We start from the raw sequence: 13284 nt of genomic DNA on the forward strand, positions 1-13284 counted from the left end.
ATGCTGCTTCCCGCGCTCGCGAGCTGTGCGACAATGCGCGATGCGACGCCTTCGCCGACCCCGTCCGGCGCGGCCTATCTGGCGCGGGAACCATCGGAGGAGGTGGTCTATTTCGTCCTCCCCGATCGGTTCGAAAACGGGAATAGCGTCAACGATACCGGCGGCCTTGCGGGGGATCGCCTGTCGACCGGATACGATCCTGGCGCACAAGGTTTCTTTCACGGCGGCGATATGGCGGGTCTGACATCCCGGCTCGATTACCTCGAACGCCTCGGCATTACCGCGATCTGGTTCGCGCCGATCTTCCAGAACAAGGCCGTGCAGGGTCCGCCGGGCGAGGAGAGCGCCGGCTATCACGGTTACTGGGTCACGGACTTTACCCGCCCCGACAGCCATTTCGGGACGAGGGAGGAGTTCGCGCAGTTTGTCGATGCCGCTCATGCCCGCGGCATGAAGGTCTACATGGACATCATCACCAATCACACCGCCGACGTCATTCGCTACGCGGATGGGGACGAGACCAATTACGAGTATCGCAGCCGCGGCGACTATCCCTATTCCACGCGGGGCGGGCCCGACGGGCCACCCATCAACACGGGCTTTGGCGGAGACACGGATTCGAGCGAAGCCAATTTCGCGAAGCTGGTGAACCCCGACTACGCCTATGTCCCCATGGTGCCGGAAGCCGAACGCACCGTGAAGGTACCGGCCTGGCTCAACGATCCGATCTATTACCACAACCGGGGCAACAGCAGCTTTACCGGGGAAGACAGCCGGTTTGGCGATTTTTCCGGACTGGACGACCTTTTCACCGAACATCCGCGCGTGCGGGCCGGCATGCAGGACATCTACTGCACCTGGATCTCCGATACCCGCGTGGACGGCTTTCGCATCGATACGGCGCGCCACGTCGACCCCGGCTTCTGGCGCGCTTTCGTGCCGGCGATGGAAGGCTGCGCAGAGCGCGTGGGCATCGTCAACTTCCACATGTTCGGCGAGGTCTACAAGGACGTGCCGGAAAACGGCTACATCGCCGAATATACCCGGCGCGACAAATTGCCGGCCGTGCTCGATTTCGCGTTCCAGGCGTCGATGCGAAATGTGCTGGGGCGCGGCTCGGGGACCGTGGTTCTGGCCCAGCTTTTCGATGGCGACGTGCTGTATGACGGCGGAGAAGACACCGCACGAACCCTGCCGACATTCCTCGGCAATCATGACATGGGCCGTTTCGCGACGCTGATCCGCGAAGATATGCCCGGCATCTCGCAGCAGGAATTGCTGGCGCGAACGATGCTTGGCCACGCCATGATGCTGACGCTTCGCGGCAGCCCGGTGATCTATTACGGGGACGAACAGGGTTTCGTGGGAGATGGGGGCGATCAACTGGCACGCGAGGACATGTTTCCCAGTCGAACGGCAGTCTATAACGACAATGACCTCCTTGGTACGGACGCGACGACCGTGCAGTCCAATTTCGACGAGACTCATCCCCTCTATCGCCTGATTGCCCGGTTCAGCGCGATCAGGCGCGCGCATTCCGCCTTCACCCGGGGCGGGCAGCAGGTCCGCCACTACGAGCAGGAACCCGGCCTGTTCGCCGTGAGCCGGTTCGATCCCGAGGACGGAACAGAATATCTGGCCGTGTTCAACACGGCGGCATCGCCGCGTGCAGCGAATATCTGGCTGGACTACGACGCGAGAACCTTCGAGGCGCTGGCGGGGGCGTGTCCCGACAGGGTCAGCGCTCCGGGCAGCGCGGCATTTTCGCTGCCCGCATTCGGCTGGGCGGTATGCCGCGTAAGCGAGAGCGCGCGATGAGCGGAGCCGACGATGCTCTCCCCTGGTGGAAAGGCGCGACGATCTACCAGATCTATCCGCGCAGTTTCATGGACAGCGACGGCGACGGGGTGGGCGATCTGCCTGGCATCACTCGGCGGCTGGACCATGTGGCGAAGCTCGGCGTGGACGCAATCTGGGTGTCGCCCTTCTTCCGTTCGCCGATGAAGGACTTCGGATATGACGTCGCCGATTACCGGGACGTGGATCCACTGTTCGGATCGCTTGCCGATTTCGACGCGATGGTGGGGAGGGCGCACGAGCTGGGCCTGAAGGTGTTGATCGACCAGGTCTATTCGCATACGTCCGACGAGCACGAATGGTTCACGCAAAGCCGTTCGAGCCGCGATAACGCCAAGGCGGACTGGTATGTGTGGGCCGATGCCAAGCCGGACGGTTCTCCACCTTCGAACTGGCAGTCGGTGTTCGGCGGGCCGGCCTGGACCTGGGATGCGCGGCGGGGGCAGTATTACCTGCACAACTTCCTCGCCTGCCAGCCACAGCTCAATCTGCACCAGGCCGCGGTGCAGGACGCAGTGCTGGATGTCATGCGCTTCTGGCTGGATCGCGGCGTCGACGGCTTTCGTATCGATGCGCTCAACTTCGCGATGCACGATCCCATGCTGCGCGACAATCCGCCCGCTCCGCCGAACGGGCGGCAGCGCACCCGACCGTTCGATTTCCAGCGGCGCATCTACAATCAGTCACACGCCGACATTCCGGCCTTCGTTAAACGCATCCGCCGCCTGACCGACCGCTATCAGGCGATCTTCACCGTCGCCGAGGTAGGCGGGGATGATGCCGATGCGGAGATGAAGGCGTTTACCGCGGGAGAAAGCCACCTCAATTCCGCCTATGGGTTCGACTTTCTCTACGCCGAGGCCCTCACCCCGCAACTGGTGTGCGAAGCCCTGTCCCACTGGCCGGACGAGACCGGCATGGGTTGGCCGAGCTGGGCGTTCGAGAACCACGATGCGCCTCGCGCCCTGTCACGCTGGTGCGCCCCCGCCCATCGCGATGCCTTTGCGCGAATGAAGATGCTGCTTTTGGCCTGCCTGCGGGGCAACATCATCCTCTATCAGGGGGAGGAGCTGGGGTTGACGCAGGTCGACATACCCTTCGACCAGCTCCACGATCCGGAGGCCATCGCCAACTGGCCCCTCACGCTCAGCCGCGACGGTGCGCGCACGCCGATGCCGTGGGAAGCGCGCAGCAATTGCGGTGGCTTCGGGAGCGGTGAGCCCTGGCTTCCGCTGGGCGAGGACAATCACCGGCGCGCCGTCGATACGCAAGAGGGCGATCCGGCTTCGCTGCTACACCACACCCGCGCTGCCCTGCAATTGCGCAACAACAACCCCGCGCTCCACCGCGGTTCCGTCGCGAACTGCAGGGCCGGGGAAACGCTGCTCGACCTGACGCGCGCGGGCGATGGTCAGCGGGTGCGGTGTCTGTTCAACATGGGTAGCAACCCTGTCACGTTGAACGATGCGCAGGGACGGATCCTTGCCGGCGTGAACGGGGCCGACACTCGCATATTGCCGCCTTTCGGTGCGCTCATTCTGGAGATTTGAACCATGCGCCTAGCCACTGCCGCCCTCGTCACCGCTCTCACGCTGGGCACCTCGCACGCGGTTCTCGCCGGCACCGTCTTATCGCCCGATGGGCGTATCGAGGCCACGCTCGACGTGGATGGGGAGGGCAAGCCGATCTGGTCCGTCACTCGCGATGGCGAAGTCCTGATCGCTCCGTCCGCGCTCGGTTTCAACCTGGAGAACGAAGATCCCCTGCGGCGCAACTTCGCGATCGTGGCCGAGGAAACCGACAGCGCCGATACCACTTGGGAGCAGCCTTGGGGAGAGCGGCAATTCGTCACCGACCGCCATAACGAGCTCGCCGCCACGTTCCGCCAGCAGGACGATGCCGCGCGCCAGTTCACCGTGCGGATGCGGGTTTTCGATGACGGGGTCGGGTTTCGCTACGAACTGCCCGCACAGCCCGCTCATCCCGAAACGCGCATCGCCGAGGAGCTGACCGAATTCACCATCGCCCCCGAGGGCGAGGCGTGGTGGATCCAGGCCGGCGACTGGAACCGCTACGAATATCTTTACAAGAACACCCCCATCGAGGCGGTCAGCGTAGCGCATACGCCGATCACCTTCCGGCTCGGCGTCGGAACCCATCTCTCGATCCACGAAGCGGCGCTGGTCGACTATTCCGGCATGTGGTTGCAACGCATGGACGAGCGCCGCTTCCGGGCGACGCTCGCACCCTCCAGTCGCGGAGCCAAGGTCGTTCGCAGCGGCGCCTTCACCACGCCCTGGCGCACCGTAAGGATCGCCGACGATGCCGCCGGGCTGGTCGAGAACGACCTCGAGCTCAATCTCAACGAGCCGAACAAGCTTGGCGATGTCAGCTGGTTCGAACCCGGCAAATATATCGGCATCTGGTGGGGCATGATTTCGAACCGCTGGACATGGGCACAGGGGCCGCGCCACGGTGCCACGACCGAACGGACGAAGGACTATATCGACTTCGCGGCGGAAAACGGCTTTCGCGGCGTGCTGGTCGAGGGTTGGGACCAGGGTTGGGATGGAACCTGGTTCGGCAACGGACGCGACTTCAGCTTCACCGAGGCCTATCCCGATTTCGATATCGAGGAAGTGACGGATTACGCCCGGTCCAAGGGAGTGCATCTGATCGGCCATCACGAGACGGGCGGCAACATCGCGAATTACGAAGCGCAACTGGCCGATGCGATGGCGCTTTACGGTAGGCTCGGCGTCGACGTGGTCAAGACCGGCTACGTGGCTGACGCAGGATCCATCATCAGTTGCAATGCCGACATCGCGGCGCCGTGCGAAGGGCAGGTCATGGAATGGCACGATGGCCAGCGGCAGGTTCAGCATCATCTGCGCGTGGTCGAGGAGGCGGCGAGGAATCGCATCGCCGTCAATCCGCACGAGCCGGTGAAGGATACAGGGCTTCGCCGCACCTATCCCAACTGGGTCGCTCGCGAGGGTGCTCGCGGGCAGGAATACAACGCCTGGGGACCGTTCAACAACGGACCCGACCACGAACCGACGCTCGTCTATACCCGGATGCTGTCCGGCCCGATGGACTACACTCCCGGGATCCTGTCGCTGAAAGGCGATAACGACGTGCCGTTGGCCTCGACGCTTGCGAAGCAGCTGGGACTGTATCTGGCGATCTACTCGCCGATCCAGATGGCGGCCGACTTCATCGAGAGCCTCGCCGATCATCCGCGCGAACTGGAATTCATTCGCGCCGTACCCACCGACTGGGCGGAAAGCCATCTGATCGCGGGGGAGGTGGGGGACTACGCCATCTTCGCCCGCAAGGATCGCAATTCCCAGGACTGGTATGCAGGCGGGGTGAACGACGCCACCGAGCGCCAGGTCACGCTCGACTTCGCATTCCTCGACCCCGGCAAGACCTATCGCGCCAGCGTATGGAAAGACGGCGAGGATGCCACCTACCTTACCGAAGCGCGCCACTCCATCGCCTACGATGACTTCGAGGTGCGGGCGGGGGACGAGCACAGCTTTCGACTGGCCCCGGGCGGCGGGCTGGCGATCCGTCTGCAACCGGTCGAGTGAGCGAGCGCCGCCCTCCGCACGTCGTTGTCTTGGGGGGCGGCAGCGCCGGGTGGATCACCGCCTGCCTGCTGCACCGCGCCTGGCACGAACGGGGCGGACGGGTGACTGTGGTCGAAAGCCCGGATATCGGCATCGTCGGGGTAGGCGAAGGTTCGACGCCCCAGCTGAAAGCGATGTTCGACCATCTCGGCATCGCGGAAGCCGAATGGATGGCAGCGTGCGACGCCACCTTCAAGCTGGGTATCCGCTTTACGGGCTGGAGCGAGCGGCCGGGCTTTCAGACCTATTTCCATCCGTTTCCCGGGCCTGTGGACCTTCATACCGAACCGGCCTTTGCGCGCAATTGCGCGCTCGCACGACGCGGTTTCGCAATCTCCGCCCTGCCCGACGACTATTTCCTCGCCGCCCGGCTGGCGATGGAGGGGAAGGGGCCGCGCGCATCCGATACGTTCCCCTTCGCACCCAGCTACGGCTACCATTTTGACGCCTACAGGCTCGGCGCTTTCCTGCGTGACTGGGGGGTGAGGCGCGGAGTCGATCACCTGTCCCGAACGGTAGACGATGTCGAGATGGCCGCAGACGGGAGCGTCGCGGCCCTGCTATGCGAAGACGGCATCCGCATCGATGGCGATATCTTCGTCGATTGTTCGGGTTTTCGCGCCATGATCGCGCAAGGTGCGCTTGGCGCGCGGTATATCAGCTTTTCAGACAATCTGTTCAACGACCGAGCCGTCGTGATGCAGACGATGGCAAACCGGGATTGCCACCCGCAGACCGACAGTGTCGCCATGCGCGCGGGCTGGCGCTGGCGCATCCCCCTGACGACGCGGGCCGGCAACGGTTATGTCTATTCCTCGCGCCATATCAGCGACGAGGACGCCGAGGCGGAATTGCGTTCCGCGATCGATGCCGGCGCCGACGTAGATGCGCGCATCGTGCGCATGAAGGTCGGGCGGCTGGAGGAAAGCTGGCAGCAAAACTGTCTCGCGACGGGTCTGGCCCAGGGCTTCATCGAGCCGCTGGAGGCGACCGCCCTGCATATCGTCATCGCCACGGCCCTCGATTTCGCGCGAAGCTACGAAGAGGGCGGCTTCGGTCCGCGAAACCGCGATGCTTTCAACGCCAGGACCGCGATGCGGTATGACGGCATCCGCGACTATATCGTAGCTCATTACCGGATGAACCAGCGCAGCGATACCGCCTACTGGAGGGAGAACGCCGCGAACGCGGCTCTCTCCGACAATCTCAAGACGATGATGACCGCATGGTTCACTCACCGCGACATCGCATCGGTCAATCGCGAAACCTATGCCGAACCGCCCTATCCCGCAATGAGCTGGCTGGCGCTGTTCGCGGGATACGGCACCTTTCCACCGCGCGAGAAAGCGCAGGGTCTGCCGCCGCCAGGCAGCGCCGCCGATCCGCAGGCGATAACGGACATGCTCACCGCCTGCACCCGCAACTTCGCCCCGGCAACCCGGTGATCAGTCGAGATTGGGGCGCAGCCACCGCTCGGCGATCTCCACGCCGACGCCGCGCCGTCGGGCGTAATCCTCAAGCTGATCGCGGCCGATGCGAGCCACGCCGAAATACTGGCTGTCGGGATGGCCGAAATACATGCCCGACACCGCCGCGGTCGGCAGCATGGCCTGGCTCTCGGTCAATTCCAGCCCCGCGTTCTCCTGCGCGCCGAGCAGATCGAACAGGATCGGCTTCAGGCTATGGTCGGGGCATGCGGGATAGCCGGGGGCGGGGCGGATACCGTCATAACGTTCTCGAATGAGCGCCGCGTTGTCCAGACATTCTCGCGGGGCATATCCCCACAGCGTCGTGCGAACATGCTGGTGCAGCCGTTCCGCGAAGGCTTCCGCCAGTCGGTCCGCGAGCGCCTTGAGCAGGATATCCGAATAATCGTCGTGGTCGTCCCTGAAGCGCGCCAAATGCGGTTCGATGCCGTGGATGGCGACGGCAAAGCCGCCGATCCAGTCGCCGGCCGGATCGACGAAATCGGAAAGGCAGTAATTCGCCCGGTCGCGGCTCTTGCCAACCTGCTGGCGCAGCATGGGGAGGCGGGTGCCGTCCTCGAGCAGAACGTCGTCGCCATCCTGTCGGCAAGCCCATAGCCCGCAGACCCCCTTGGCCGTCAGCCAATTTTCTTCCACGAGCTGTTTCAGCATCGCCTGGGCATCGTCATGCAGGCTGCGCGCGCTTTCCCCGATGATCCCGTCATCCAGAAGGGCGGGGTAGGTGCCGGCAAGCTCCCAGGCGCGAAAGAACGGCGTCCAGTCGATGTAGTCGACCAGTTCGGCGATGCTCCAGCCGTCATAGACATGCAGGCCGGGCTGAGCGGGGGCCGCGGGCTTCTTGGCGAAATCGGCCTGAAACGCATTGGCGCGCGCTTCCGCTAGCGAGAGCACCTCTGACTTGCCCTTGTTCGCGCGCTTGATGCGGACCTGATCGTATTCGTCGGCAGTCTTCTCCACGAAGCCATCGCGTTGCGTGTCGCTGAGCAACTGGCTCGCAACGCCCACCGCGCGGCTGGCGTCGAGAACGTGAATGACCGGCCCGTCGAAGGCGGGATCGATCCGCAGGGCGGTATGGACCTTGCTGGTGGTCGCTCCGCCTATCAGCAGCGGAATGGCAAGGTTCGCGCGCTGCATTTCCTCTGCCACCGTCACCATTTCGTCGAGCGAGGGGGTGATGAGTCCTGACAGACCGATGATGTCGGCACCTTCCTTTTGCGCGGTTTCGATGATCTTCGTCCACGGCGTCATCACGCCCAGATCGATCACCTCGTACCCGTTGCATTGCAGTACGACGCCTACGATGTTCTTGCCGATATCGTGCACGTCGCCCTTTACCGTGGCCATCACGATCTTGCCCTTGGCGCGCGCGCCCTCGTCCTTTTCCGCCTCGATGTAGGGGATAAGATGGGCGACGGCCTTTTTCATGACGCGTGCGGATTTGACCACCTGCGGAAGAAACATCTTGCCGCTCCCAAACAGGTCGCCGACAACGTTCATGCCGTCCATCAAGGGGCCTTCGATGACCTCGATCGGGCGTCCACCGGCATGCTGCGTAGCGGCGCGCATCTCCTCGGTATCGTCGACGATATGCGTATCGATGCCCTTGACCAGCGCATGTTCGAGTCGCTTCGCGACCGGCCAGCCGCGCCATTCCGCGCTTGTCGTCTCGGTTCGCCTGCCGTCCCCGCGGTAGCGTTCGGCCAGTTCTATCAAGCGCTCGGTCGCGCCATCTCGGCGATCGAGAATGACGTCCTCGCATGCCTCGCGCAGTTCGGGATCGATCGTGTCGTAGACGTCGAGCTGGCCGGCATTGACGATGGCCATGTCCATCCCCGCCGGAATGGCGTGGTAGAGGAATACCGAATGCATGGCCCGGCGCACGGTCTCGTTACCGCGAAAGCTGAATGACAGGTTCGACAGGCCGCCGCTGATATGGACATGCGGACAGCGGGCCTTGATCTCGCTCACCGCCTCTATGAAGTCCAGGCCGTAGCGGTCGTGTTCCTCCATGCCTGTTGCGACCGCGAAGATGTTCGGATCGAAGATTATGTCTTCCGGCGGAAAGCCGATGCCGGTGAGCAGGTCGTAGGCCCTGGCACAGATCTCGACCTTGCGATCCTTCGTGTCGGCCTGGCCTTTCTCGTCGAACGCCATGACGACGACCGCGGCGCCGAAATCCAGACAGGTGCGCGCCTGTTGAAGGAACTGCTGCTCGCCTTCCTTCAGACTGATTGAATTGACCACCGGCTTGCCCGGCACGCATTTCAGCCCCGCCTCGATGACGTTCCAGCGGCTCGAATCAATCATGATCGGAACCCGCGCGATATCGGGTTCGGCCGCGATCAGCTTGAGGAAAGTGGTCATCGCCTCCTCCGCGTCGAGCAGGCCTTCGTCCATGTTGATGTCGATGATCTGCGCGCCATTCTCGACCTGCTGGCGCGCGACCTCGAGCGCGGCCGGATAGTCGCCGTCGAGAATCAGTTTCTTGAACCGCGCGGAACCGGTGACGTTGGTACGCTCGCCGATATTGACGAAGCGGGCGATGTCGGTCGTTCTATCGATGTCGGTATCGTCCTTCAAATCGACGGGCATCAGCCTGGCACCGTAAAGGGCTCGAGACCGGCGAGCCGCATGTCGTGATCCCCGCGGGCCGGCCTGCGCGGCGCGATCGTGTCCACGGCCCGGGCAATCGCGGCAATGTGGGCAGGCGTCGATCCGCAACAGCCGCCGACGATGTTGGTGTGACCGGCTTCAGCCCATTCGCGAAGGGCGGCGGCGGTGGTTTGCGGCTGTTCGTCGTATTCGCCCAGTTCGTTGGGAAGACCCGCATTGGGGTAAGTCAGCAAGAGGGTATCGGCGATGCGGCTCAACAACTGCACATGAGGCCGCAGCTGTTCCGCGCCGAACGAGCAATTGAGTCCCACGGCCAGCGGATCGGCATGGCGGATGGAATGCCAGAACGCCTCGACGGTATGCCCCGAAAGATTGCGGCCCGACAGGTCCGTCAGCGTGAGCGAGAGGATGATCGGAATGTCTTCATCCCGCTCTCGCGCCAATTGGCGGACGGCGTGGATTGCGGATTTCGCGTTCAGCGTATCGAAGATTGTCTCAACCAGGACGAAGTCCGCGCCGCCGTCCAGCAATGCTGCAGCCTGCTCGCGGTAAACGTCGGAAAGATAATCGAAATCGATCTCGCGAAAACCGGGATCCTCGACCCTTGGCGAAAGCGAGAGGGTCTTGTTCGTCGGTCCGATCGCGCCGGCGACGAAGCGCGGTCTGCCGTCGCGCGCGGCGAATTCATCGGCGGCGGCTCGGGCTATCTCGGCCGAGGCGCGGTTGATCTGCGGCACAAGGTCTTCCGCCGCGTAGTCAGTCTGACTGATACGGTTGGCGGAAAAGGTGTTGGTCGAAACCATATCCGCACCGGCATTAAGATAATCGCGCGTAATCGCACCGATGACATCGGGGCGTGACAGGGCGAGAATATCGTTGTTCCCTGCCTGATCCCGCGCAAGATCCAAATCGCCGGCGAAGTCCTCCGCCGTCAGCCGGCGCCGCTGGATCTCCGTCCCGAACGCACCGTCGAAAACCAGCACGCGTTCGCGCGCCGCCCGCTCGAATTCATCGCGTCTGCTCATGCCGCTACCGGCTCCCGTGCTTTCTCGCGGAGGCCGAGCAGATGGCAGATCGCGTAGCTCAAGTCGGCGCGGTTCAAGGTGTAGAAATGGAAGTCGCGCACGCCTTCCTCGTAAAGTTTGCCGCAGAATTCCGCCGCAAGAGTTGCAGCGACAAGGTTGCGGATGGCGGGTTCGTCGTCCAGCCCGTCGAAGGCATTGGCCATCCAGTCGGGGATGGTCGCGCCGCATATCCCCGCGAACTTGCAGGTCTGCTTGAAATTCGTGATCGGAAGGACGCCGGGAATGATCGGCACGTCGATTCCCGCGGCCACGGCACGATCGCGGAAGCGCAGGAACGTTTCCGGTTCGAAGAAGAATTGCGTCAGGGCGCGGTTGGCTCCGGCATCGACCTTGCGCCTGAGATTGGCGATATCGTCCTCGACGCTGGGGGATTCGGGATGCGCCTCCGGGTAGGCGGCGACGGAAATATCGAAATGGCCGGTTCGCGCCAGCGCTTCCACCAGTTCGGCTGCGCCGCGATACCCCTGTGCATGGGGGCTGTAGGGCGTTCCGGGAGGACTGGCATCGCCGCGCAGCGCGACGATGTGAGTAACCCCCATGGCGCGGTAGCGTTCGGCCACCTCGTTCACTTCGACCTTCGATGCGCCCACACATGTCAGATGGCCTGCAACCGGCACCGACGTGGATCCGACGATCCTTTCCAGCGCGGTGATCGTCCCTGCACGGGTCGAGCCGCCCGCTCCATAGGTTACCGAGACGAAATCGGGTTCGTAAGGTGCGAGCCGCTCGACCGTGCGTTGCAGTTGTTCGTCGCCCTTGTCCCCCTTGGGCGGGAAGAACTCGAACGATACCGCAATGTCGCCGGGAAGGCCGGCAAAGCGTGACGGCGCATCGGCAAGGCGCGTGCCTGGGTCTGGCTGGGTCAAACGGCGGCTCCTGTCGCGTGGGAATGGGACCGCCCGTTTTCCGCCGCGCGGTACGCGATCCAGATTTTCGTGGTCAGACCCTGACCGGGCATCGCTATGGGACGCCTCGGCTCGAGTCCGCTCGCGCGGAACCAGTCCGCAATCTGTTCATCGGTGAACCCTAACCGGGCGTGCGCGTGCTGTTCTCGCAATTCCTCGCGTTCGTGCGCGTCGAGATCGACCACGGCGATACGACCGCCAGGGCGGCAGACACGGGCCGCCTCTGCCACGGGAAGGGCAGGTTCGGAGGCGTAGTGAAGCACCTGATGCATCACGACGGTGTCGAAGCTGGCATCGGCGAACGGCAGGGCGCCGAAATCGGCCTGAATGAGCTCCCACTCGCCAGAGGGCAGCGCTTGCAGACGGGAACGGGCCACGCGCAGCATTTCCGGGCTGCGATCAAGCCCGACGATGTGTTCGGTGGAATTCGCAAGAAGGTGGGCGATCCTCCCCGTTCCCGTCCCGATATCGAGAAGTCGTCCGAGCGGTGCATCCTCGAGCGCCTCGGACAGCCGAGCCTCGACTTGTTCGCCCGGACACAGCAGGGTGCTCAGCCTGTCCCACTCGTCGGCGTGACGCGCGAAATATTCGGCGGCGTTCTTCTCGCGCGTGGAGCGGATGGCGGACAGGTGGCGGCGGTCCTCCGCGCAGCGGGCAGCAAATTCCGCATCGTTGTCTTCAGCAGAACACAGCAATCCGGCCACGGCCGCGTCGAAACCCGAACCGGAGGTCGGTGGCAGGGTGTTTCGCAGGAACGTCCAGCTACCCTCGCGCCGTCTTTCTACCAGACCGCAATCGCACAAGATGGAGATGTGACGGGAGACCCGGGGCTGACTTTGTCCGAGCACCTGTGCGACTTCGCCTACTGCGAGATCCATGTGCGACAGCAACCGCATGATACGGAGCCGGGTGAGATCGTCGAGCGCGCGTATGACGGTTTCGGTCCGCATCGTGGGCAATTACTAGGCCGCAATTTCGCATATAGCAATATCTTTATATGCGAATATCAGCTTTTGCTGCGGATGCCTTCGCTTATCATCGCGTTCGCCGCTTCGGTCACCTGCTCCAGGTCTTCGCCATTCGCCCAGACCGCGTAGCGCAGCCCGAGAAACACGTTCATTCCCATGATCGCCCAGGCATGAACGTCGCTCATGCCGCGACGCAATTCCCCGGCGTCCTCACCGGCCCTGAGGCGTTCGGCGATGCGGTTTGCCGTCGTCTCGTAATGCAGTCGGAAGCTTGCGGGATCGATGAATTCCGCTTCATCGATGATTCGATAGATTTCCTGGTGCTCGCTGGCGAAGCCTAGGAAGGCGAGAAGCGCCGCCCGCTCGGTTTCCAGCGCACCCAGCCCGGGCGACAACGCTCCGCGCGCGCGCTCCCCGACGCGGGCGCTCATGTCCTGTACCAGCGCCCGGAACAGTTCTTCCTTGGAACCGAAGTAATTGTAAAAATTCCCGAGTGCGGTGCCGGCCCGGGCGGTGATGCCGCTGATCGAGGTGTCGTGGAAACCCTTCTCTCCGAATTCCAGCGCGGCCGCATCCAGCAGGCGGCGCATCGTCGCCCGGCCGCGTGCGGTTCGCGGTCGTTTGTCGGATGCCGACATAGGCGGGGCGGGGGGTGCCATAGAATCGCAGCGCTACCGCGTTTTCCGACACGTGGCAAAGATTGAAGTTGAAAGCTGGTTCAGGTTTCAATATGG

9 protein-coding genes are annotated in these 13284 nt (G+C 63.5%); 4 read left to right on the forward strand and 5 right to left on the reverse strand.

Translation table 11 applies throughout. From position 1 onward, the window contains the following. The 4 genes from EG799_RS12005 to EG799_RS12020 are packed head-to-tail and all read left to right on the forward strand — an operon-like array spanning position 1 to position 6937. Complete coding sequence (locus EG799_RS12005; RefSeq protein ID WP_123883097.1) at positions 1–1818, forward strand: alpha-amylase family glycosyl hydrolase; 1818 nt, start codon at positions 1–3, stop codon at positions 1816–1818. After that, the gene (locus EG799_RS12010) at positions 1815–3407 is read left to right on the forward strand and encodes an alpha-glucosidase (protein ID WP_123881520.1); all 1593 of its coding nucleotides are present in this window, start codon (positions 1815–1817) and stop codon (positions 3405–3407) included. The genes EG799_RS12005 and EG799_RS12010 overlap by 4 nt, the downstream gene beginning before the upstream one ends. Positions 3408–3410: 3 nt before the next feature. Next, complete coding sequence (locus EG799_RS12015) at positions 3411–5453, forward strand: glycoside hydrolase family 97 protein (RefSeq protein WP_123881523.1); 2043 nt, start codon at positions 3411–3413, stop codon at positions 5451–5453. Further along, positions 5450–6937 (forward strand): tryptophan halogenase family protein, encoded by a 1488-nt coding sequence (locus EG799_RS12020; protein WP_123881526.1) that lies wholly within the window; start codon positions 5450–5452, stop codon positions 6935–6937. Before EG799_RS12015 ends, EG799_RS12020 begins: the two co-directional genes overlap by 4 nt. Here EG799_RS12020 and metH read toward each other — a convergent pair whose 3' ends face one another. The 5 genes from metH to EG799_RS12045 are packed head-to-tail and all read right to left on the reverse strand — an operon-like array spanning position 6938 to position 13209. After that, positions 6938–9571 carry a methionine synthase gene (metH, locus tag EG799_RS12025; RefSeq protein WP_123881529.1) on the reverse strand — a complete coding sequence of 878 codons (2634 nt, stop codon included), beginning with the start codon at positions 9569–9571 and terminating at the stop codon, positions 6938–6940. It abuts the gene before it with no gap. Beyond that, positions 9571–10617 carry a homocysteine S-methyltransferase family protein gene (locus EG799_RS12030; RefSeq protein ID WP_123881533.1) on the reverse strand — a complete coding sequence of 349 codons (1047 nt, stop codon included), beginning with the start codon at positions 10615–10617 and terminating at the stop codon, positions 9571–9573. Before EG799_RS12030 ends, metH begins: the two co-directional genes overlap by 1 nt. After that, a complete protein-coding gene (gene metF, locus EG799_RS12035) occupies positions 10614–11543 on the reverse strand; it encodes a methylenetetrahydrofolate reductase [NAD(P)H] (RefSeq protein ID WP_123881536.1) in 930 nt (309 codons plus the stop codon). The genes EG799_RS12030 and metF overlap by 4 nt, the downstream gene beginning before the upstream one ends. After that, positions 11540–12532: an ArsR/SmtB family transcription factor gene (locus EG799_RS12040; RefSeq protein WP_123881539.1), complete on the reverse strand. Its 993-nt coding sequence runs from the start codon at positions 12530–12532 to the stop codon at positions 11540–11542. The genes metF and EG799_RS12040 overlap by 4 nt, the downstream gene beginning before the upstream one ends. Before the next feature lie 56 nt (positions 12533–12588). Further along, entirely contained in the window at positions 12589–13209 is a 621-nt protein-coding gene (locus EG799_RS12045; RefSeq protein ID WP_407641231.1) for a TetR/AcrR family transcriptional regulator, read from the reverse strand. Positions 13210–13284: the final 75 nt, after the last annotated feature.

This window comes from Aurantiacibacter spongiae (genome assembly GCF_003815535.1).
Lineage (GTDB): Bacteria > Pseudomonadota > Alphaproteobacteria > Sphingomonadales > Sphingomonadaceae > Alteraurantiacibacter > Alteraurantiacibacter spongiae.